Raw genomic sequence first — 21,643 nt, 5'->3', positions numbered from 1 at the left:
ATTATGTAGTATATAGCACAAAAAACTAAAAAGAACAAGATTTTTTATTTAATGAATTAGCTCCAATTCAATCTAGTCTTTTACTAGTTTATAACCTTCACCTTTTTTTGTTTCTATTAAATCAATTGGAAGTTTATGTCTTAACTCTCTAATAATTGACCTAATTCTTTCATGGGGAACAATCTCATTTTGATAAACATAATAAATTATTTCATCAAAGGTAACAATACAAGGAGATTTTATAAAAAGGATTTTCAACATCATTGCTTCTTTTCTACCTAAATGAGCCCTTTCTTCATGGTGAACAAATATTGATTTTTTAAAGTCATAAAAAGTATTATCGTTTATAAAAAAGACATCGTCATTCCATAAATTACATAATTTATAAATTCTAAAAACTATCTCTTCTGGAGAAAAGTCTTTGACTATTACATCATTATAAGAAAGGTAATAAATCACTTTGAACATACGTGGTCGAATATCTTTTTCACAAATGAGAAGTATTGGAGCATCATTTCCATTTTCTCTAATAAATCTCATTGTGTTAATATTTAATGGCTCTTTTAAATTCAAAACAAAGATTGAACACTCTTCTAAAAAAGCAACATCATCATAAACTTCTCTCTCCTCATGTATAACTTTTGCTTCAATGGTAACTCTTGTTGCTTCTATACATTCAACAATATCTTTAGCAAGTTTTTTATCTGGTTCAAGAAGAAGCATTTTCATGTTTATTTCCTATCTAGTTTCTCATCAAGTAGTTTTTCAAGCTCTTTTCTTTCTTTATCTAATTTACCTTCATAATATTCATACTCAGGTTTATAGTAGTTAAGAGCACTTCTTAGTCCTGTATGTCCAATCTCAACGTGACATGAGGCACAACTAATCTCTTTATTTGTTCCAATTAAGCTATCATAGTGTTTGTGTAGTTTCTGTGCCATTTTACTATATTTTTCATTTGAATTATATGTTGTATGACAACTAATACATCCTTCATCGTAAACAAAATGAGCTCTTTTTTCTCTATTTTTTTGCCAATCAATTTTTTCTGGTTCACCAAAGAAATGAATAGCCCCTTCTATCACACCATTTCTTGCTTTTGTATAAATATAAGCAGCTAAAGAATCATGTGGTAAGTGACATTCAACACATTTAACTTTTATACCAGTATGCCCTGCACCACCATGTACATCATTTTGATAAGCAGCAACCATAGGATCCATCTCATGACATACTGAACAAAACTTATCATCACTTGTCATATGTAAACCTTGATAAGTAGCAAGGGCAATAAGTAAACCAACAAACACACCAATAAAACCAAATAAAACTATATTCTTTTTCATGGTGTATCCTTCATCCAAAGTTTAATATCATGTTCATGACACTCAATACACATATTTCTAGATGGTTCATGTTCCATATGACACTCATCACAAAATAAAACAGGTCCATCATGGATTGAATTGTGAGGATTAACATGAAGTTTATCCATAAATTCTAATCTTTTTGCCATAAAATCTTTTGATTTATGACATGCTAGACAACCTTCATCTCCTGGAGCAGAGAATTGTTTTGGATCATCTCCTTGCCCCTCATGACAAAATACACATTCAAATGATAATTCTGCATGATGAGATTTAACAGGGAACTCTTTTTTTACTTCTTCTGAAACAACAACTTTCTTCTCAGGAGGTGCTTGATTAGCACCTCCGTATAATAATATTGCACTTAAAGATAAAAGAGTTCCAATAACTAAAACATCTTTAATTCTTTTTTTCATGACTAAATATTTTCTCCTGCAATCATACCAAATGTTAAGCAGTCAGTAACTGCAACACTTCCAAGTCTACTTGCACCATGAGTACCACCTGTTACTTCACCAGCTGCATATAATCCAGGAATTGGTTTTAATGTTTTCCCAGAAATAACTTGTGCTTTTGTATTGATTTTTAATCCACCCATAGTATGGTGTGGTTTTGGTTGTAGACGAACACAATAGTATGGGCCTTTAGATTCAATACATTGCCCATCAAATTTAGCCACAGGTTTACCAAATTCATCAACACCTTTTTTAACACCATCATTATATTTTTCAATACTCTCTTTTAATGCTTTTAATGGAATACCATAAGCTTTAGCAGCCGCATCAACAGTATCATATTTTTTCATAACACCTGTAGCAAGTCCTTTTTCAACCAAAGGTAAAATTTGAGGATCAAAAGTATTATACGTACCAATTGCAACAGGATTAGCATCTGGGTCTTTTCTTAAAATTTTCCACTCTGCATCTGCTCTAGTTTTTCTATCTGCAAGTTCATTCATAAATCTTTTACCATTTCTAACATCAACAGCCATACCAAACTTAAATAAACCTTGTTGTGTTAGTTGTGGACCAACACCAAATCCTCTTTCATCAGGACTTGCCCATGGACCTTGTTGAATCCATCCAATATGAATTGGCATTGCACCAATTTCAAATGCTTTTAAAAGTGCTCCAGCAGTTGCACCTTTATGGTTTGTAGCATCTGCATCTTCTGGAATTCGTGGATCTTGTAGTTTTCTATAAACTTTATCTGCACTAAATCCACCAGAAGCTAGGATAACTCCTTTTTTAGCTTTTATTATCATTTCTTTTCCTGATGTATTTTCAACATCATCACTTAAAAGTTTTTTATCAAATCGATAACCAGATCTAACTTTAATACCAACAACTGCACCATCATCATTCATTACAAAATCATCAAATTTAGTTCTTCTAACTATTTTACAACCTGGAAGTGCTTGAACAAATTTTGCCATTGGCTTAATAATACCTGAACCACTCATATTACCTGTAACTAGTGTACGAGGGACAGAGTGTCCTCCAAACCAGGAAGGTTTTTGACCAAGTTTAAATGTTGCTCCACATTTAATTGCAAAATCAAGTGTGTCATTAGCACGTTCAACAATAGTTTCTAAAAGTTCAACATGATTTATTCCAAGTCCAGCTTTTAAACAATCTTTAATAAATATATCACCTGAATCTTTTATACCAAATTTTTCTTGATCTTTATTTCCTGGTACTGCAAACGCACCACCATTAATAACAGAGTTACCACCTACTCGACCCATTTTCTCGACGACAAGTACTTTATAACCTCTTTCCGATGCTTTAGCAGCAGCAGCTAATCCAGCAAATCCTGAACCAATAATAACAACATCATACTCTTCGTCAAATTTAACGTCTTTTGCTTTTGGTGTTTCAGAGGCCATTGCATTTGCCCCACCAAACATCGCTAAACCAGCAGCACCTAATGCACCCATTCTTAGGGCTTGTCTTCTTGAAATGTTTTCTGTTTTCATTTTTCTCTCCTAAAATTTAATTTAAAAAACTAATTGTTTTTTTTAAACTTAATGAAATTTTAACGGGAATAGATGAACTTTCAAGTGAAGTACAATGTGAAATTTAATGTGAAGTAAAAATAAAATACTTAATTAGTGAAGAATTTTTTTGAGATTTTATATCCAAAATATTTTTTTGTTTGAATAAGATTCATTGGTATTTTTTGTCTTAAAATTTTTACTAAAGCTCTAATCTTTTCATTTTTAACAAAATCATCTTCATAGACAAAATGCATTATTTCTTCACAAGTTGCATGATGGGGAGATTTTACAAGTAATAATTTTAGTAAAAGTGATTCTTTGGGACCAAGATGAATTTCTTCATCATTATAAACAAATAATGAAAGTTTGAAATCAAAATAAATCTCTTTTGTCAAAAAGAAGATGTCATCATTCCATATGTTACATGATTTAAATATACGATGAACTAGAGGTAATACTAAATCATCTTTAACTACTAATTCATGATTGTTATCTAAGTAATGTAATGTTTTATATAATTCAAAAGTTATTTTATCTTTTTCTATAAGTAAAATTACAGGTGTTGTATTCCCTCCATTTTCTCTAATTAGTCTTTTAATTTTTAAATCTGTATCATTTTTTAAATTTAATATAATAACTTGAAAATTTGGAATTTTATCTAAATGTAATGAAAATAATTCTTCACTAACAATATGTAGTATATCAAATTTTGTTCTTGTTGAATTAAGAGCAGTTATAACTTTATTAGCATATTCTAAATCAGGTTCTAGATAACAAATTTTCATTTTTAACCTTAAAAAAAAATTATAGTTTTTTATTAGTTTAATGATAACAATTATTAGCTTAAGTTATTTTAGAACAGATAAAATTTATAAAAATTGATATTTTGTCAGTCAAAGAAAAATTTGGGTTGAATAACCCTAGTTTCAAGGGGTTGTTGAATAAGTGGCTCCGGCACCTGGATTCGAACCAGGGACCAAATGATTAACAGTCATCTACTCTACCACTGAGCTATGCCGGAATTTAAAATTATAATATCATTTGAAAGAAAGTTTTGAGTGGCTCCGGCACCTGGATTCGAACCAGGGACCAAATGATTAACAGTCATCTACTCTACCACTGAGCTATGCCGGAAACTGTCTTCCTTTTCAAATGGGATGGAATTATAGTAAAAAATATTTTCTTTGTCAAGGATTTTTAGGAAAAATTACGAAATTTTATAAAAATTTAATCCACTGCTATTTGTTAGCTTAATTTCACCTTTTTTTACTAGTTTTTCTAGTAACTCTTTACTTTTAAGGTCAAACATATTCTCAACATCTTCATTGGTTAAAGGTCGTCTTTTTAACATAGAAACAATCTCTTTTTCATCATAAGAGTTTATTTGTTTTGGTCTATTTTTAAAAGCAATATTTACATTTATACCTTCAAATCTATTTGCTACTTTCTCAAGTAATTCAAATGTAACAGGCTTAACTTCATATGCAGGTGGTCTATCAATTGTACCTATATCCACTCTATGTGGATTTATTTTTTTTACAGCATTATAAAGTAATGCTATCTCTTCATCTTTATCATTTAAAGTTTTTACAAATAATATTTCAAGCACTAGCTTATTTGTAGTTTCACTTCTAAATTTAGCCATTGAATCAATCATAGCATCAATATCAATACCCTCATGTATTCTATCAAGCTTTTTAAAACACTTCTCACTAACACAATCAAGTGATAGTTTTACAGTATCAAGTTTTAATAAGGCATTGTAAATCTCAGGATTATAAATAGTACTTCCATTTGAAAGTATCATTGTTTTTGTTTCACCTTTGATTTTATTGATTTCATCAATTAGTTCACCAAGTTTTGGATATAAAGTTGGTTCACCATTTGCTGTTATGGTTATAACATCAATTCTAGGGTGCTTATCAAGACTTTTTTGTATCTCAGTGATAACTTCTTCAACTTTTGGATAAGTTGTCATCTTGTCAACTGTTTTAGCTTTCTCAAGCTCACAATAAAGACAATCAAAGTTACATTGTTTTGATGAAGGTGAAAGATCGATTCCTAAAGATATTCCAAATCGTCTAGATGGAATTGGTCCAAAGATTATAGAGTTTGAGTATCCCAAGTTTTTTCCTTTTAATTGTTAGAAATAAAAAAAGAGAAGCTAAAAGCCTCTCTTTTAAAAATATATTAAGTAAATAAAAAAATCTACTTCTTACTTACCCTTTGGCACTCTTTTACAAAGTGGATTGCATTTTCAACAGGAACATCTGGTAAGATACCATGACCTAGGTTAAAGATATGACCCTCACTTTGCATTGTTTTTTGAATTGCTTCAACACATTTTGTAGTCTCTTCTTTTGAGTATAGCCTGCATGGTTCCATATTTCCTTGAAGAACATATTTATCACCAAGTTTTTCTTTTGCCATAGACATTGGAGTTCCCCAATCTACACCAAATACATCAAAGTTTCCATAAACTGCTCCCATGTTTATAAATGCAGATACACCTTTAGGGAACATAATAACTGGGATTTCTGGATATTTTGCTTTTATAAAATCTGCAATTTCTACCATATATTTCCATGAAAATTCATCATATCTACCTGGTTCAATTGCAGCTGCCCATGAATCAAAGATTTGAACAACATCAGCACCAGCTTCAATTTGTTTTATCATATAGTGTTTAACTACTTCAGTTACTTTTCTTAAAATTTTATGTAAAAGTTCAGGGTTTGAATACATCATTTTTTTACAAATGTTATATGTTTTTGTTCCTTGACCTTCAATCATATAAGTTGCAAGTGTCCAAGGAGCTCCTGTAAAACCAATTAAAGCTTTATCTTCAGGAAGTTTTTGTTTTAATAATTTGATAGTTTCATATACATATGTTAATTTATTGGCAGCTTCTTCACCACCTAAAAGTGCATCAACGTCTGCTTCTGTAACAACAGGATTATCAAATTTAGGTCCCTCACCTTTAATAAATTCTAAATCCATTCCCATTTCATGTGGTATAACTAGAATATCACTAAATAAAATAGCTGCATCAACACCAACTATATCTAAAGGTTGAATTGTAACTTCACAAGCTTTTTCTGGATTATGACATAAGTTTAGAAAACTTCCAGCTTGCGCTCTAACTTCCATATATTCAGGTAAATATCTTCCCGCTTGTCTCATCATCCAAACTGGAGTATATGGAGTTTCTTTTCTTAAACATGCATCTACAAATATTTTTGACATTAATTAATTCCTTTAAAAATGTTCCCATTTTTTAAGGGAACCATATATTATATTAATCTACTTTTTATCACAGTTTGTAAAAAACTGTTAAAAGTAGTTTGTTTTTAAACTCTCTTTGAGAAAATTCTAAAGGGCTTTGAGAACAAAGCCTAAATTTCTTTTTTTTCTTTTTTTCCAACTTTACCTAAAAAGTAAAGTCCTATTGAAAGTACCATTATAGAGACTGCAAAATAAAGCATCTCTAATGCACCATCATATTTTGTATGAAGTACCCTTTGGAAAAAACCAACAACAAGTACCATCACAACAACTTTTGCAATTTTGTCTTTTAATTGATCAAGTGAAGTAATTGCTAATATATTTTGTCCCTTATTAGAATCTTCTGCTGCTTCAATTTTAGAAATAAACAGCTCATATAAACCAAAAGCAAAAATCAACATAACAACTGCAATTAAGTAAATATCAACTGCTCCAATAATTTTACTTACTATAACTTCATGAAAATCTGCTGGATGTAAGCCATTTAAATAAACATTTATAACATACATAAATACTTCAAAAATATCTACTGATCCAACTACAAATAAAATAATAGAACCAATAAGTCCAAAAATGACAGCAAGGATAATAAATATCCTTGTTCGCCACATAGCACCTTCAAAAAGCCTTTCAAGCATTAAATATCACTCTCCATCTCAATCCATTTAAGAGCGATTCTAACTGAGTTAGTTGCTGCTCCAACTCTCACTTGGTCAGCAACGTTGAAGAAGTGAACGATGTTATCAGCATAAACATCTTTTCTTATTCTTCCAACATAAGTAATGTCTGTGTCTGTTGAAATAATTGGCATTGGATAAGCACTATTTGCTAAATCATCAATAACCTCAACATTTTCAAATCTCTCTAAAGCTTCTCTTACTTCTGCAACATCTACTGATGTTCCTTCTTCAAATGTAACAGTTATAGACTCAGAGTGTGATCTTAAAACAGGAACTCTAACACAAGTAGCAGCAACAGCAACCTCTTTGTGTAAGATTTTTTGAGTTTCAAGAACCATTTTCATCTCTTCTTTTGTGAAGTCATTTGGTTGTTGAACATCAATTTGAGGAATTACATTATTTACAATTTGGTGAGCAAATGCTTTTTTCTCAGATTCATCTAATTTAAATGATAATAAAGCTTGCATTTGTTTAACAAGCTCTTCCATACCAGTTTTACCTGCGCCTGAAACTGCTTGATAAGTTGATACATCTACTCTTTTAATTCCATATAATTCATCAAGTGGTTTTAAAGCTAATACCATTTGGATAGTTGAACAGTTTGGGTTTGCAATAATTCCTGTTTCTTTCCATAAAGCAATATCTTCAGGATTAACTTCTGGAACTACTAATGGAGTTTTTGGATCCATTCTAAAGTGACTTGTGTTGTCAATTACAACTGCACCTGCATCAACAGCATATTTTGCATATTCAGCTGAAATAGACCCACCAGCAGAAAAGAATGCAATCTCTACTTCATTTTCTTCGAAACAAGTTGGAGTTAACTCTAAAACAGTTACCTCTTTTCCATTAAATTCAACTTTACTACCAGCACTTCTTGCACTTGCAAGAGGTACTAATTTATTAATCGGGAAATTGTAATCTTTTAATACTCTACAAAGTTCTTCACCAACAGCACCTGTAGCACCCACTATAGCTACATTAAATTTTCTCATTCTTCATTTCCTTTATTATTATCATCATCTAATTCTAAATTATTTGTCTCTTCATTTATATTTGCTTCAGGATTATCTTTTAAATTGAATTCCGCTAAATCAATACCATCCATTGTTTTTGCATTTTCAATATCAAGCTCATCGTCATCCTCTTTTGGACATTTTGCAACTGAAACAACTTTATCTTGTGAATCTACGTTTACAATAATTACACCTGAAGTATTTCTTCCTGCTTTTCTAATTGTATTCATATCAACTCTAATCATCTTACCAATTGAAGTTAATGCCATTAAGTCCATAGATTCATCAACTAATACTGCACCAACAACACTTCCTGTTTTTTGGTGAAGTTTCATAGAAATAACTCCTGAACCTGCTCTATTAGTAAGTCTATATTCATCAACAGTTGTTCTTTTTCCAATACCTTTTTCAGATACAGTTAATAACTCTTGTTCTTCATTGTCAACCACATTTGCATCAACTACAAAGTCAGTATCTTTTTTGAATTTAATACCTCTAACACCTCTAGTACTTCTACCTTGTTCTCTAGTTTTTTCAACTTCGAATCTAATACATTGACCTAAACTTGTAAAGATCATTAGGTATTGTGTCTCTGGAGTTGTAATTTTTGCTGTTACAACTTCATCTGCATCATCAAGTACAATTGCTCTAACACCATTTGATCTTATATTACCAAATTCAACTAATGATGTTCTTTTTACAATACCATTTCTTGTAAAGAATGCTAAAGATTTAGACTCATCGAAATCACTAGTTGGGATAATCGCCATTATCTTCTCATCAGATCTTAAGTTGATTAAGTTAACAACAGCTTTACCTTTAGCTGTTCTAGACCCTTCTGGAATTCTATAAACTTTTAACCAATATAATTGTCCCATGTTGGTAACAAACATAAGTGTATCATGGGTATTTGTTACAAAGAACCTTTCAATAAAGTCATCATCGTGAGTTGTAACGGCAACTTTTCCTTTACCACCCCTTCTTTGTTTTTCATATGCTTTAATTGGTACTCTTTTTACATATCCATTGTGAGTAATAGTAACTACCATTGGCTCATTTGGAATTAAATCTTCAATATCGATTTCATCATATGAATCTTCAATTTCAGTTCTTCTTGCATCAGAATATTTGTCTCTAATGTCAGTTAACTCTTCTCTAATGATTTCATTTAATTTCTCTTCAGATTTTAAAATAGCTTCAAGTTCTGCAATTAAAGTTAATAACTCTTGATATTCAGCTTCTAATTTATCCCTTTGAAGACCTGTTAATCTTCCAAGTCTCATATCTAAAATAGCTTGAGATTGAATTTCACTAAGTCCAAATCTATTTGATAAACTCTCTTTTGCTTCTGCATCATTTGCAGATGCTCTAATAATTTTAACAACTTCATCAATATTGTCTAAAGCAATTTTTAAACCTTCTAAGATGTGTGCTCTTGCTTTTGCTTTTTCTAAATCAAAAATTGTTCTTCTAATAATTACAGTTTTTCTATGTGCTAAGAAAACATTTAAAAGTTGTGGTAAAGTAAATACTTTTGGTTCTTTATTATGAACAGCTAAAAGGATAATACCAAACGTAGTTTCCATAGGAGTTGATTTATAAAGGTTGTTTAATACAATCTCACTCATAGCATCTTTTTTAAGTTCAATTACAACTCTAATACCTTCTCTATCTGACTCATCTCTAACTTCAGAAATCCCCTCAACAGTTTTTTCTTTTGCTAAGTTAGCAATTTGCTCAATAAGTCTTGATTTGTTTACTTGGTATGGAAGCTCATCTAAAACGATAACTTCTTTTTTACCCTTTGTTTCAATATGATGTTTTGCTCTAATCTTAACTCTACCACGACCAGTGTTATAAGCATCAATTATTCCACGTCTTCCAAAGATTGTTCCACCTGTAGGGAAATCTGGTCCTTGGATAAACTCCAACAACTCATCTGCTGTTGTACCTGGGTTATCAATCATATGTAAAACACCATCTAATAACTCACCTAAGTTATGAGGAGGAATTTTTGTAGCCATACCAACTGCGATACCTTCACTACCATTTAAAAGTAATGTTGGAACTCTAGTTGGTAATACATCAGGCTCTTTCATTGTGTCATCATAATTTGGTACAAAGTTAACTGTGTCTTTATCTAAATCTTTTAGAACATCCTCAGATATTCTAGTCATTCTAGCTTCTGTATATCTCATTGCTGCAGCGTTATCACCGTCAATCGAACCGAAGTTTCCTTGTCCATCAACAAGAGGAGCTCTCATAGAGAAACTTTGTGCCATTCTTACAAGTGCATCATAAACTGAACTATCACCATGTGGGTGATACTTACCGATTACATCCCCTACAATTCTCGCTGATTTTTTATATGGAGCTCTAGCACTCATATTTAAATCGTGCATTGCGTATAAAATTCTTCTGTGCACTGGTTTTAAACCATCTTTTGCATCAGGAAGTGCCCGACCTATGATTACACTCATTGAATAATCTAAGTATGAAGCTTTTATACTGTCTTCAATGTTTATATCAATAATATCTTGATTTTCGAAAAGGTTTTCCATTAAAAAATGCCTTTGTTATAAAATTTAGATATTTTATCTAAAAAAGGCTTAGCAAAAGGTGTTAAGAGAAGTTTTTAAGCAAAAAAAAAGGGTAAAAGTTTTAAAAACTTCCACCCTCTTTTATAAAGAATTTATTAAATTATAAATTCTTCTCTTGTTTATATTTTACTATACAAGAATATACTTCATCTTTTAATTTTAATTTATCTTTTTTCTTAGCTTCAATTTCAAATTGGTCAGCAAAATTTTTCTCTAGTTCACTAATCTCTTGATCTAAATCATTATGTTTTTCAATAACTGATTGAAAGTGTGCGTCTTGCTGTTTTAGTTCAGCGATAATATCTCTATGTTCGTTAAACATTGGCTTATCCTTTATTTTAAAATTATTAAAATTATATCCATAGAGGACTTAATAGAATGTAAAAAAATTTGGGACCCTAAATTTATTTCGGGTCCTCAAAGTATTTAAGAGTATTAGCTCAAAATAAGTTTAATATGTAAATTATGTACGATAGTCAGCGTTAATTTCTACGTACTTATATCCAAGATCACATCCATATGCAGTGAAACTACCCTCACCTACACCTAAATCACAAATTACTTTAAATTTGTCATTTTGCAACACTTTTCCAGCTTTTTCTTCAACTTCTTTAGTGAAAACTATATCACCCTTATTGAAAACAACTACATCATTATAAGAGATAACTAGTTTTGTATCATCACAAGTTACTCTACTAGCACCAATTGTTGAAGCTATTCGTCCAAAATTTGGGTCTTCACCATAAAGTGCAGTTTTAACTAGTAATGAATTTGAAAGTGCTTTAGCTGCAGTCTCTGCTTCTTCATTTGAAGCTGCATTAATAACTTCAAAAGCCACTGCTTTTTTAGCCCCTTCTCCATCTGCAACCATCAACATAGCCATATCGTGCATTACTAGTCTTAAAACCTCTTTGAAAGCTTCTTTGTCATATGCATTTGATTTTTTATTTGATAATAATAAAACTGTGTCATTTGTAGAAGTATCCCCATCTACAGAAATTGCATTAAATGTTGTGTGAGTATTAACATCTAATAACTCTTGCATGTCCTCTTTTGGAATAGCTGCATCAGTACAAATAAAACAAAGCATTGTTGCAAGATTTGGATTTATCATCCCTGCACCTTTAGCAACTGCTCCTATTTTAAAAGAGCTTCCATCTTCAAGTTTAACTTCATAAAGGCAAGTTTTAGGGTACATATCTGTTGTCATGATAGCTTGACTAAGATTCTCACCATTTTTTGAAGATAAATCAAATGAATTTGCACCATCTATGATTTTTTGTTTTGGTAAAGGATTTCCTATAACCCCTGTACTACTCATAATAGGATTAGTGATTTCATGATTTAATGATGAAAAAATCTCATTGATATCATCAATCCCTTTTTGTCCTGTTAAGGCATTTGCATTTTTTGAATTAACTAATACAAAGTTTGTTTGAAAGTCATTCTCATAGTTTTGATAATGTTTTAGTGGTGCTGCTTGAAATTTGTTTAGTGTGAATACTGCTTTTACATCACATAAAGTATCACTATATATAAATCCTAAATCTTTGTTTCCATTTGGTTTTAGACCTGCATGAATCCCATCACAGTAAAATCCATCAATTGAATCTATAAAACCTTTTATTGGTAAAATTGTAAACATAATATTATATCCTTTTAAATGTCCCATTTAAAAGGGACCTAAATCTATAAACTTCTTTTAAATCTCTTCAGGTTGTTTTTTTAAATTGATAATTCTTTTTGCTTTTGATATTGCTTTTTGACTACCAACTAGAAGAAGTTTAGAACCTGGGCTGATTACTGCACTACCTTTTGGCATTTGGATAAATCTTCCTTTTTTCTCAGTAATTCCAATAACTGAAACCTTTATCCTATCCCTTAGGTGTAAGTCTCTAATCTGCCTGTTAACGACCCATGAGTCTTCTTTAACAAAAGCTTCTTCCATATCAATAGGAGTATCTGGTTTATATAAAAACTCTTCTAGAACATTTTCCATATCAGGACGAACTGCCATAGCTGAAACTCTTTTTGCCATAAGAGATGGTGTTGCAACCACTTTATCAGCTCCCAGTTTTTGAAGTCTGATTTTTTCATTATTTGTTTCTGCATTTGAGATAATCAAAAATGGGCTTCTTCCTAACTCTTTTTCATAAAGTCTAACTGATGCAATAAGTGTAATATTGTTTGAAATATTTTTTGAAAGTGAAATTGCACCCTTTGCTGAACTTAAATGAGATTTTAAAAAAGCTTCCTCTTTAAAAGGTTCCTCTTTTACATAATATGGATAATTGCACTCTTTGGCAATCTCTTCAATATCATCACTTGGGTCAACTACCACAAATGGAACATGGTTTTGGTTAAACTGTTTAGCTAACTGTGCTGTATACTCATTGTGATAAAAAATTACGAAATGACGTCTAAGTCTTGCAATTTTATAAAGCATATTTCGTTCCTTGTATAGTTCAAATAAATTCCCTTTGATAATTGTATCAATTAATACTGCCGTTGAAAGGGTAAATATAGCAAATCCAAAAATAATCAGGGTAATTGTAAAAAATCTACCAGCTGGTGAGATTGGAGCAACTTCCCCAAATCCAACAGTTGTAAAAGTAATACCTGTTTGATAAACTGCATCTAATATTGGAAAATCATCGATTAAGATATACCCCATTGTCCCAATTATCATAATAAATTGGACTAAAACTAGAGGTAATCTAAAAGGTTTTAATTGAGAATATATGATTGGGTTTAAATCATATTCTGGTTTGGCTGAATGAAGTTCCCAGCCCAGAGCTTTTTTAACTCTTCTAAAAATGCTCATGAAAGCACTTTCTTAAGTGCTCTCTTATGAGTGTTTTTTAAGAGTTCTTAACTCTTTAGCAGAAACTCTAATTTTTCTTGTTGTACCATCTTCTAAAGTAACTCTAACAGTTCTTAAGTTTGGTAAAAATCTTCTTTTAGTTTTGTTGTTTGCGTGACTTACGTTGTTTCCAACCATAGGTCCTTTTCCTGAAACTGAACATCTTCTTGACATTTTTTATTCCTTAATTTTTGTAGTGAAAAATATTCGCGTATTGTACCTTGTTAAACTTAACTGAAGTTTAATATTTGACCATCTTGTATAAGTTATTTTATTAAAGATAGTTTTGATAATATTTTATATTATTTATAGCAAAGGTTTATATATGCATTTATTTACAAAGATTATTGTACTACTTTTTTTATCAGTTTTTTCTTTTGCAGTTGAACTACAAAAGCCTTTAACTTATGAAGATCAGAATATAAAAGGCTGGTTCATGAGTGAAAAACTTGATGGAATACGAGGTTATTGGGATGGAAAGCAGTTATTAACAAGAAAAGGTAAAAAATTATATCCACCTAAATGGTTTATAAAAAACTTCCCATATTTTGAACTTGATGGCGAATTATGGACAAAAAGAGATGATTTTGAAAATATACAAAATATCGTAATGGATAAAAAGCCTAGTAAAGATTGGAAAAATATAACTTACAATATATTTGAAGTTCCAAATACAAAAGGTGATTTTATTACAAGATTAGATAAAGGAAAGTCTTGGTTTAAAGTACACCCAAATAAATATGTAAATATTATAAAACAAATAAAAATAGAAGATGAAAATCATCTAAATGATTACATGGAAGAGATAATATCAAAAAAAGGTGAAGGTTTAATTATAAAAGACCCAACTAAAGATTATCATACAGGAAGAAGTGCTCATATTTTAAAAGTTAAAAAGGCGCAAGATATGGAAGGAGTTGTTATAGGAATCAATACAAATAAAAAAACTGCCCTTTTAAAAAGTTTAGTTATAAAACTTGAAAATGGAGTAACTTTTAATCTAGGAACTGGCTTTTCAAAAAAACAAAGGGCAAATCATCCAAGTATTGGTGAAATAGTTACCTTTAAATATTATGGCTTCACAAAATATGGGAAACCAAAATTTGCTTCTTTTTTACATATAAGAAAGGACTAAAAAGAATCAATTATCAAGTTTACTCTTTCTAACTGTTTTTCAAAGGTAAACTCTTTGGCAACATTATAGTTTTGTTCTTTAATTGTGTTTAATTCAGTGTCATCATGTAAAAGTGCATCAAGTTTAAACTGCATACTTCTATCTTGAGGAGATTCCATTGTTGAAAAGACATCCACTAATTCAGAAGCATCATTTATGATTGTTGTAAAAACAGCACATTTACAATACATAGCTTTTAGAATGTTTGTATTAAAAGTTTTGTTTGTTGTGGGAAGTAAAAATATATCAGAAGCTATAAAAAGTTTATTGATATCTTTAAAATCATCTAATAAAATCAATTTTTCACTTAAATCCATACGAGATATTTTAAACCTTAGATTTGCTATCTCTTTTTTATCACCTGCAATAATGGCTACAAAACTTTTGTAATTTAGATAGTTAATTATATTTAAGAAATCATATACGCCAGAAGTTTTAAAGTTTTTTGCTGTGAAAAAAAGTGTTTTTTTATTGGCTTCAATATCTAATTGGGAATATACTTCATTTTTAATTTTTTCAATATTATATTTTATATCAATTGATGGATAAACAACTTTAATTTTCTCCTCAAATTCACTAAGTTCTTTTTTTACTCTATTTGAGTTCACAATTACTCTTTTAGCATTTTGAATATTTTCTTGAGTCTCTTTATCTAAATTTCCACTGTGAAAATATATATCAGCATACTCTTTTCTCTTTAATATCTTCCCAAATACAGAAGATTTTGAAAGTTCTTTTATATTTTCATCTTCTAAAATTTTTTCTATTAGTTTTGTTTTTGATTTATAACTTATTGTTTTCATTGTGACATTTTATAATCAATGTACTTAAAAGTTTAGATAAAGAAGAACCAAAAATTTATCTAAAATGAGTTAAATACTCTAAACTTAAAACTAAAAATAAGTTTTTTTTTAAAAGTATTTTATAATAATTTTATTTATAATTAGTAATAATTTTAATTATATAAAAATCAGGACTTATACATATGGTAAAAAAATCTTACATAATAAAATACTTCCAAACTATAAAGAATCAAAAAGATTTAGATCTAAAGAAAGAACTAAATTGGGGATTTTATTTTTCGCATAATAAAAAAGAACATTTAGTTAATATAAGTAACCATACTATTTTAAATAAATATGATTTTAAAGAAGTTGTTTCTTGTGATAGTTCTTATTATCTTCAAATTGCAAAAAATGAGATACATACAGAAGAGTCTTTATTTAAAAGATGTATAGAACTTTATGAGTTTTCAAAAAATCAAGGAATTGAAAGTTTTGATGGCTTTGATGTTGAAGAGGTTTTTTAAATCATTTAATTATGTTTACAACTTCTTTAATACTATTACAAATAAAGTCTGCTTCAGATTTAGTTTCATCAAAATCATGACCTGATTTAACTTGAATTGTGTTTTTTATTCCTGAATTTTTTGCACATAAAATATCCGAGTTTTTATCTCCAATTAACCAGGAAGCTTCTAAATTTATTTCAAAATTTTTTAAAATATTATCAATCATTCCAGCTTTTGGTTTTCTACATTTACAATTTTCATTTGGTCCATGCTTACAATATTCAACTTGAGAAATTTCTATCCCTTTTTTTAAGAATTCATTTATCATCCAATTATTAAGTTTAAAAAAATCATCTTCTTTATAATAACCTCTTCCAATACCCGATTGATTTGTTATTATAAAAAGTAAAAAATCTCTATCTTGTAAATATTTTAAAGTATCAAAACAACCATCAATAAATTCGAAATCTTCTATTTTGTACAAGTAATCTTTCTCTTTATTAATTACGCCATCTCTATCTAAAAAAATTGCTTTATTCAAATTTTCTCTTTTAACTTAATTCATTATCAATTAATTGACAAATACTATGTCCAAATAATATATGCATTTCTTGAATTCTTGGAGTATCTTCTGAAGGTACTACTAAATTGATATCACAATAACCATTCATATCTCCACCATCACGCCCAGAAAAACCAATGATTTTACATCCTATTTCTTGACCTATTTTAAATGCATTTATAACATTAGCTGAATTTCCAGAAGTAGAAATTCCTATTAACACATCACCCTTATTTGCTAATGCTTGTACTTGTCTATCAAAGACTCTATCATATCCATAGTCATTACTAATTGCTGTTAAAGCTGATGTATCAGTCGTAAGGGCAATACCAGGTAGTCCTCTTCTCTCACTTTTATAACGTCCTGTCAATTCCGCAGCTATATGTTGAGCATCCGCTGCACTACCACCATTTCCAAATAATATAACTTTATTCCCATTTTTTAAAGAATTAACAATTATTTTGGAAGCATCTACTAAAATTGTTGATAAATCACTTTCAATCACTTTTTTTATAATTTCTAAGTGAAATTGAAACTCTTTATTTATAACTTCAATCAATTATTAACCTTTTGTATTTTTTCTATTGTTTTTGTTGTACTTTTACCATCTATAAATTCTACAAGTTTTGTAATCTTTACAATATCACTTCCAACTACTACTTTTCCTTCATAATCTGCACCTTTAACCAGTATATCAGGTTGAATTGTTTTAATTAATTCATACGGTGTATCTTTATCAAAGATAACTACATAATCAACACATTCTAAAGCAGATAAAATATATGCCCTATCATCTTCTGAATTAATTGGTCTATCTTCACCTTTTAATCTTTTTACACTTGAATCAGAGTTTAATCCTAAAATTAAAATATCTCCAAATGACTTAGCTACATTTAGATAACTTACATGACCTCTATGTAATATATCAAAACATCCATTTGTAAAAACAACTTTTTTATTTTGATTTTTTAATCTTCTCGAAATTAGTTCAATTTCTTCTTTAGTTTTTATATGAAGTTCTACAGAACTTTTATGTAATGATGCTTTATACTCTTCAATTTCATCCATTGAAGCAGTTGCGGAGCCTAATTTTCCAACAACAACGCCAGCTGCAAGATTTGCAAACTCTATAGAAGTTGCAATGTCATATCCTAAACTTAAAGAAAATCCAAGTGAAGCTAGTACAGTGTCTCCTGCACCAGTAACGTCAAAAACTTCTCTGGCAACAGTGGGCTTTGTAATAACTTGATTATTTTCTAAAATCGCGATACCATTTTCACTAAGTGTTATTAAAGAGACATTAAGATTTGCTTTTTCTCTTAACACTTCCAATGCTTCTTTTAAAGTTGATTCACTATTAATCTTAACACCACTTGCCTGTTCAGCTTCTTTTTTGTTTGGGGTAAGAAGATATGCACCTTTATATTTTGAAAAATCACTTCCTTTTGGGTCAACTAAAACTTTTTTATTATTTTTATTTGCAGATTTGATTACTTTTTGTAAAAGTTCTCTCGTTAAAACACCTTTATTATAATCTGAAATTAAAACCATAGCATAAGAATTTACTTTTTCTTGAAATTTTTTATATAAAGCTTTTTCACTCTCCTGTGAAATATCATTTTTACTCTCTTTATCATATCTTACTACTTGAGAGTGAGATGCCATAAGTCTAGTTTTTCTTGAAGTTTTTCGTTCTTTTTGTTCGATTAATGAAGCTTTAACGTTTTTTGAACTTAACATTTGTTTTATTTCTAAACCAGCTTCATCATTTCCTATAACTGACAACACTTCAACATTTGCCCCTAAACTTATAAGATTATTGATGACATTTCCTGCTCCACCTAGAACTTTTGATTCTTTATTAATATCTACAATTTGAACTGGTGCTTCAGGAGATATTCTTTCACAAGAGCCCCAAAGATATTCATCAATCATTAAATCACCAAGAACTAAAATATTTGGCATTTTATCTATTTTAATCATTTATTCAACTTCTTCAAATAATCTTTTTATTTCAGGAATATAGGCTTTTATACCATCTTCCATAGAATAATTTGGTTCATAACCTAAGTTTACTTTTGTAGTATTAATATTAGCTTCTGTAAAAAATTGATATGAACCTATAAAAGGATTAGGTATATATTCTTTTCCATTATCAATTTTAAGTTCTTTTTGTAAAATATTAACTATATCTTCAAATGATCTAGCCTTACCTGTACCAACATTATAAACACCACTCTTTTCAGGAGCACAAGCTTTTATATTAGCTTGAATTACATCCTCTATATAAACAAAATCTCTTAATATTTTATCACTTCCTTTAAAAAGTTTAGGAGTTAACCTTTTGAGTATTTGATGTCCAAATTGAATTACCATAGAAGCTGTGCTATTTTTATAAAATTCCCTTGGACCGTATACATTAAAATACTTAAGCCCTACAATAGAGATATCAACACCTTGCTTTAAATATTTATAAGTAATATTATCCATCATAACTTTTGAAAATCCATAGGCATTATTTGGGTCTTCAAACCCTACTTCAAATCTGTCACTATTTCCGTATGTTGCTGCACTACTTGCATATATCATATTGGCTTCATGCTTAATAGCTATTTTTAATAAATCTTCATATGCATTAACATTTGTTTGAATCATTAAATCTTGTTCTTGTACAGTTGTGTCTGAAATTGCAGCTTGATGAAATATATAATCAAAAGTGTAGTTCACTTCCAATTCTTTTATAAGTGTTTTATCATTAATATTGCCACTTATCACTTGACCTTTGAAACCAAGTAAATTTTTAAAATGTCCAAAACTTTTTAAATTTCCATTTGAAAAAGTTTCTTCATTTCTAAAACAATCTAGAGCTATGACATTTGAATCAGGATAATTTTTTTGAAAATAAAAACAAAGATTTGAACCAATAAATCCTGCAGCTCCAGTAATCAGAATATTTTTATTATTAAAATTTATTTCATTATATTGCATATTATTCCTATTTTTAAATAATTATAACATTTGTGTATAAAAAGGTTAATTTAATTGATGATTAAACTCTGGTACTAGCTCTTTTAATTTTACTATTTTATCTTTACAAATCAACAATTCTTCAATGTCATTATTAAGCTTATCAATATCATAGTCAGTTTTACAAGCAACTGTTATTGATTCATATTGTGTTTTCATATCACTATCGTTTATAAGTAATTCTTCATAAAGTTTTTCACCTGGTCTTAAACCACAAAACTCAATTTCAATATCTTTTTTACCACTTAAATCAATCATTTTTTTGGCTAAATCCACAATTTTGATTGGTTCTCCCATATCAAGAATAAATATCTCTCTACCTTTTCCTAAACTTGCTGCTTGCAAAACTAATTCACAAGCTTCTGGAATAAGCATAAAATATCTAGTGATATCAGGATGGGTTACTGTAATAGGTCCACCATTTTGAATTTGAGACTTAAATTTAGGAATTACACTTCCACTACTTCCTAATACATTTCCAAACCTAACTGAAATAATTTCAGTATTTTTACTCTTAACATTTTGAGCATAAAGTTCACAAACTCTTTTAGTAGTTCCCATTACATTTGTAGGTCTTACAGCTTTATCTGTAGAGATTAAAACAAACTTCTCAACACCATATTTAATAGACAAATCAATACTATTTTTTGTTCCAATAATATTATTTGAGATACCTTCTAAAATATTTTCTTCTACCAATGGCACATGTTTATATGCTGCAGCATGTATAACTATTTGTGGTTTATATTTTTCAAAAGTAGACTCTAAAAAGCTTAAATTTCTAACTGTTTGCATAACAGAAACTATAGTATTATCATTTAATTCTTCCGTTATCTTGTAAAGATTATATTCACTATGATCTAAAAGTATTAATTGTTTTGCACCAAAAAGTTTACACTGTCTACTAATCTCAGAGCCAATACTTCCACCAGCTCCAGTTATAAGTACTACTTTGTTCTTAATAAAAGACTCAATTTTTTGTTTATCTAAATCTTTTGGATGTCTTGCAAGTAAATCTTCTACAGAAATATCTTTTAACTCTTTTGTATTTGTTGAACTTAGTGTATTAATTTTTTTGATGTCATTTATACCCAAATCATTTAAAATCTCAAAAATATTAATCAATCTATTTTGTTCATAATCCTTTGAGATAATTACGGCTTCAATACTTTTTGTTTTAATTATACTTTCCATATCTTCAAAAGAAGATACTTTTAAATTCATAATATAACTATTTATTAGATTTTTGTTATCATCAATAATTGCAACAGGTGTATAGTCAATATTCTTAGAATCATTTAATATATTTTTTATAGAACTATTTGCTCCTATAATAAGTGTATTTTTATATTTAGTCCCTTTCCCACTTTCTATAATAATTCTTTTTGAAAGTCTAAGTAAGGTAATAAAGAATAAGGAAAATACAAAATCTATAATAATAATACTTCTTGCTAAAGGACTTAGTTCTTCTCTAAAAACAATAAAAACAACAATAAATAATCCATAAGTGAAGATATGAGCTAATATAATCTTTTTAATCTCATATAAAGAGAAAAAGCGCCATGCAGTTCTATAAAGCTTAAAATAAATAAAAAAAGAAACTTTTATAAAAAAAATTATAAAAAAAATTATAAAAAAATTACTTAAAAAATTAGTGGGGATTTCAAAATTGAACCTAAGATTATAAGATAAATATAAAGAGATAAGGGATAATAAAAAATCAAATACTAAAAAAAATATTATTCTTTTTAGAGGAGAAGGTTTTAGCAAGTATCAAAT

At 29.2% G+C, this 21,643-nt stretch carries 22 protein-coding genes and 2 tRNA genes; 2 read left to right on the top strand and 22 right to left on the bottom strand.

All coding sequences use genetic code 11. The annotated features are described in order from the left end of the window. Nucleotides 1–72: 72 nt before the first annotated feature. From AC2TY9_RS08920 to rpmB, 16 genes are all read right to left on the bottom strand, one after another. Nucleotides 73–729 carry a winged helix-turn-helix domain-containing protein gene (locus tag AC2TY9_RS08920; protein WP_489777043.1) on the bottom strand — a complete coding sequence of 219 codons (657 nt, stop codon included), beginning with the start codon at nt 727–729 and terminating at the stop codon, nt 73–75. Nucleotides 730–731: 2 nt separating this feature from the next. Next, nucleotides 732–1,346, bottom strand: coding sequence for a cytochrome c3 family protein (locus AC2TY9_RS08915; RefSeq protein ID WP_489777041.1), 615 nt, complete (start codon nt 1,344–1,346; stop codon nt 732–734). Then, nucleotides 1,343–1,783 (bottom strand): cytochrome c3 family protein, encoded by a 441-nt coding sequence (locus tag AC2TY9_RS08910; RefSeq protein WP_489777039.1) that lies wholly within the window; start codon nt 1,781–1,783, stop codon nt 1,343–1,345. Before AC2TY9_RS08910 ends, AC2TY9_RS08915 begins: the two co-directional genes overlap by 4 nt. A gap of 2 nt (nt 1,784–1,785) precedes the next feature. Continuing rightward, nucleotides 1,786–3,345: a flavocytochrome c gene (locus AC2TY9_RS08905; protein ID WP_489777037.1), complete on the bottom strand. Its 1,560-nt coding sequence runs from the start codon at nt 3,343–3,345 to the stop codon at nt 1,786–1,788. Nucleotides 3,346–3,473: 128 nt separating this feature from the next. Next, on the bottom strand, nt 3,474–4,151 hold the full coding sequence (locus AC2TY9_RS08900) for a winged helix-turn-helix domain-containing protein (RefSeq protein WP_489777035.1): 678 nt from the start codon (nt 4,149–4,151) through the stop codon (nt 3,474–3,476). Nucleotides 4,152–4,312: 161 nt separating this feature from the next. Then, a tRNA-Asn gene (locus AC2TY9_RS08895) sits at nt 4,313–4,387 on the bottom strand. A 38-nt stretch (nt 4,388–4,425) separates the two neighbouring features. Beyond that, nucleotides 4,426–4,500, bottom strand: a tRNA-Asn gene (locus tag AC2TY9_RS08890). A 73-nt stretch (nt 4,501–4,573) separates the two neighbouring features. Then, nucleotides 4,574–5,491 carry a radical SAM protein gene (locus AC2TY9_RS08885; RefSeq protein ID WP_489777034.1) on the bottom strand — a complete coding sequence of 306 codons (918 nt, stop codon included), beginning with the start codon at nt 5,489–5,491 and terminating at the stop codon, nt 4,574–4,576. Nucleotides 5,492–5,574: 83 nt separating this feature from the next. Beyond that, entirely contained in the window at nt 5,575–6,612 is a 1,038-nt protein-coding gene (hemE, locus tag AC2TY9_RS08880) for a uroporphyrinogen decarboxylase (RefSeq protein WP_489777033.1), read from the bottom strand. A gap of 149 nt (nt 6,613–6,761) precedes the next feature. Then, on the bottom strand, nt 6,762–7,289 hold the full coding sequence (locus AC2TY9_RS08875) for a YqhA family protein (RefSeq protein ID WP_489777032.1): 528 nt from the start codon (nt 7,287–7,289) through the stop codon (nt 6,762–6,764). Continuing rightward, on the bottom strand, nt 7,289–8,326 hold the full coding sequence (locus AC2TY9_RS08870; RefSeq protein WP_489777031.1) for an aspartate-semialdehyde dehydrogenase: 1,038 nt from the start codon (nt 8,324–8,326) through the stop codon (nt 7,289–7,291). Before AC2TY9_RS08870 ends, AC2TY9_RS08875 begins: the two co-directional genes overlap by 1 nt. After that, complete coding sequence (gene gyrA, locus AC2TY9_RS08865; RefSeq protein WP_489777030.1) at nt 8,323–10,908, bottom strand: DNA gyrase subunit A; 2,586 nt, start codon at nt 10,906–10,908, stop codon at nt 8,323–8,325. The genes AC2TY9_RS08870 and gyrA overlap by 4 nt, the downstream gene beginning before the upstream one ends. A 139-nt stretch (nt 10,909–11,047) precedes the next feature. After that, nucleotides 11,048–11,269, bottom strand: a complete 222-nt coding sequence (locus AC2TY9_RS08860; protein WP_489777029.1) for an HP1242/YdcH family protein — start codon at nt 11,267–11,269, stop codon at nt 11,048–11,050. A 141-nt stretch (nt 11,270–11,410) separates the two neighbouring features. Next, nucleotides 11,411–12,592 carry a bifunctional glutamate N-acetyltransferase/amino-acid acetyltransferase ArgJ gene (argJ, locus tag AC2TY9_RS08855; RefSeq protein WP_489777028.1) on the bottom strand — a complete coding sequence of 394 codons (1,182 nt, stop codon included), beginning with the start codon at nt 12,590–12,592 and terminating at the stop codon, nt 11,411–11,413. 57 nt (nt 12,593–12,649) lie between these two features. Next, complete coding sequence (locus AC2TY9_RS08850; protein ID WP_489777027.1) at nt 12,650–13,771, bottom strand: potassium channel family protein; 1,122 nt, start codon at nt 13,769–13,771, stop codon at nt 12,650–12,652. Between the two features lie 24 nt (nt 13,772–13,795). Then, nucleotides 13,796–13,984, bottom strand: coding sequence for a 50S ribosomal protein L28 (gene rpmB, locus AC2TY9_RS08845; RefSeq protein ID WP_138152944.1), 189 nt, complete (start codon nt 13,982–13,984; stop codon nt 13,796–13,798). Between the two features lie 151 nt (nt 13,985–14,135). Here rpmB and AC2TY9_RS08840 point away from each other — a divergent pair, with 151 nt between their 5' ends. Beyond that, a complete protein-coding gene (locus tag AC2TY9_RS08840) occupies nt 14,136–14,945 on the top strand; it encodes a DNA ligase (protein ID WP_489777026.1) in 810 nt (269 codons plus the stop codon). On the opposite strand, the gene AC2TY9_RS08835 is transcribed toward AC2TY9_RS08840, so the two are convergent. Further along, nucleotides 14,942–15,787, bottom strand: a complete 846-nt coding sequence (locus AC2TY9_RS08835; protein WP_489777024.1) for a glycosyltransferase — start codon at nt 15,785–15,787, stop codon at nt 14,942–14,944. The genes AC2TY9_RS08840 and AC2TY9_RS08835 overlap by 4 nt on opposite strands. Before the next feature lie 182 nt (nt 15,788–15,969). On the opposite strand from AC2TY9_RS08835, the gene AC2TY9_RS08830 reads away from it, so the two are divergent. Then, a complete protein-coding gene (locus AC2TY9_RS08830; protein ID WP_489777022.1) occupies nt 15,970–16,293 on the top strand; it encodes a ribonuclease E inhibitor RraB in 324 nt (107 codons plus the stop codon). A 1-nt stretch (nt 16,294) separates the two neighbouring features. Here AC2TY9_RS08830 and gmhB read toward each other — a convergent pair whose 3' ends face one another. Genes gmhB through AC2TY9_RS08805 form a run of 5 tightly spaced genes read right to left on the bottom strand, consistent with a single transcriptional unit; the run spans nt 16,295 to nt 21,634 of the window. Further along, entirely contained in the window at nt 16,295–16,816 is a 522-nt protein-coding gene (gene gmhB / locus AC2TY9_RS08825) for a D-glycero-beta-D-manno-heptose 1,7-bisphosphate 7-phosphatase (protein WP_489777021.1), read from the bottom strand. A 10-nt stretch (nt 16,817–16,826) separates the two neighbouring features. After that, a complete protein-coding gene (gene gmhA / locus AC2TY9_RS08820) occupies nt 16,827–17,396 on the bottom strand; it encodes a D-sedoheptulose 7-phosphate isomerase (RefSeq protein ID WP_489777020.1) in 570 nt (189 codons plus the stop codon). Continuing rightward, nucleotides 17,393–18,820 carry a D-glycero-beta-D-manno-heptose-7-phosphate kinase gene (rfaE1, locus tag AC2TY9_RS08815; RefSeq protein WP_489777019.1) on the bottom strand — a complete coding sequence of 476 codons (1,428 nt, stop codon included), beginning with the start codon at nt 18,818–18,820 and terminating at the stop codon, nt 17,393–17,395. Before rfaE1 ends, gmhA begins: the two co-directional genes overlap by 4 nt. Next, complete coding sequence (gene rfaD / locus AC2TY9_RS08810) at nt 18,821–19,825, bottom strand: ADP-glyceromanno-heptose 6-epimerase (RefSeq protein WP_489777018.1); 1,005 nt, start codon at nt 19,823–19,825, stop codon at nt 18,821–18,823. 45 nt (nt 19,826–19,870) lie between these two features. Beyond that, a complete protein-coding gene (locus tag AC2TY9_RS08805; protein ID WP_489777017.1) occupies nt 19,871–21,634 on the bottom strand; it encodes a polysaccharide biosynthesis protein in 1,764 nt (587 codons plus the stop codon). Nucleotides 21,635–21,643: the final 9 nt, after the last annotated feature.

The sequence above is a fragment of the Arcobacter sp. ISO1 genome (assembly GCF_058105185.1).
Note: the sequence above shows the minus strand (reverse complement) of the source record. Positions and strands in the feature narration are given on the sequence as shown.

Excerpts from the sequence above, each read along its gene's own strand:
- AC2TY9_RS08875 (WP_489777032.1), bottom strand. The coding sequence starts at position 7,289 with ATGCTTGAAAGGCTTTTTGAAGGTGCTATGTGGCGAACAAGGATATTT.
- rpmB (WP_138152944.1), bottom strand. The coding sequence starts at position 13,984 with ATGTCAAGAAGATGTTCAGTTTCAGGAAAAGGACCTATGGTTGGAAAC.
- AC2TY9_RS08900 (WP_489777035.1), bottom strand. The coding sequence starts at position 4,151 with ATGAAAATTTGTTATCTAGAACCTGATTTAGAATATGCTAATAAAGTT.
- AC2TY9_RS08870 (WP_489777031.1), bottom strand. The coding sequence starts at position 8,326 with ATGAGAAAATTTAATGTAGCTATAGTGGGTGCTACAGGTGCTGTTGGT.
- AC2TY9_RS08830 (WP_489777022.1), top strand. The coding sequence starts at position 15,970 with ATGGTAAAAAAATCTTACATAATAAAATACTTCCAAACTATAAAGAAT.
- AC2TY9_RS08860 (WP_489777029.1), bottom strand. The coding sequence starts at position 11,269 with ATGTTTAACGAACATAGAGATATTATCGCTGAACTAAAACAGCAAGAC.
- hemE (WP_489777033.1), bottom strand. The coding sequence starts at position 6,612 with ATGTCAAAAATATTTGTAGATGCATGTTTAAGAAAAGAAACTCCATAT.
- AC2TY9_RS08835 (WP_489777024.1), bottom strand. The coding sequence starts at position 15,787 with ATGAAAACAATAAGTTATAAATCAAAAACAAAACTAATAGAAAAAATT.
- rfaE1 (WP_489777019.1), bottom strand. The coding sequence starts at position 18,820 with ATGATTAAAATAGATAAAATGCCAAATATTTTAGTTCTTGGTGATTTA.
- AC2TY9_RS08910 (WP_489777039.1), bottom strand. The coding sequence starts at position 1,783 with ATGAAAAAAAGAATTAAAGATGTTTTAGTTATTGGAACTCTTTTATCT.
- AC2TY9_RS08840 (WP_489777026.1), top strand. The coding sequence starts at position 14,136 with ATGCATTTATTTACAAAGATTATTGTACTACTTTTTTTATCAGTTTTT.
- gyrA (WP_489777030.1), bottom strand. The coding sequence starts at position 10,908 with ATGGAAAACCTTTTCGAAAATCAAGATATTATTGATATAAACATTGAA.
- AC2TY9_RS08915 (WP_489777041.1), bottom strand. The coding sequence starts at position 1,346 with ATGAAAAAGAATATAGTTTTATTTGGTTTTATTGGTGTGTTTGTTGGT.
- AC2TY9_RS08920 (WP_489777043.1), bottom strand. The coding sequence starts at position 729 with ATGAAAATGCTTCTTCTTGAACCAGATAAAAAACTTGCTAAAGATATT.
- rfaD (WP_489777018.1), bottom strand. The coding sequence starts at position 19,825 with ATGCAATATAATGAAATAAATTTTAATAATAAAAATATTCTGATTACT.
- AC2TY9_RS08850 (WP_489777027.1), bottom strand. The coding sequence starts at position 13,771 with ATGAGCATTTTTAGAAGAGTTAAAAAAGCTCTGGGCTGGGAACTTCAT.
- AC2TY9_RS08905 (WP_489777037.1), bottom strand. The coding sequence starts at position 3,345 with ATGAAAACAGAAAACATTTCAAGAAGACAAGCCCTAAGAATGGGTGCA.
- argJ (WP_489777028.1), bottom strand. The coding sequence starts at position 12,592 with ATGTTTACAATTTTACCAATAAAAGGTTTTATAGATTCAATTGATGGA.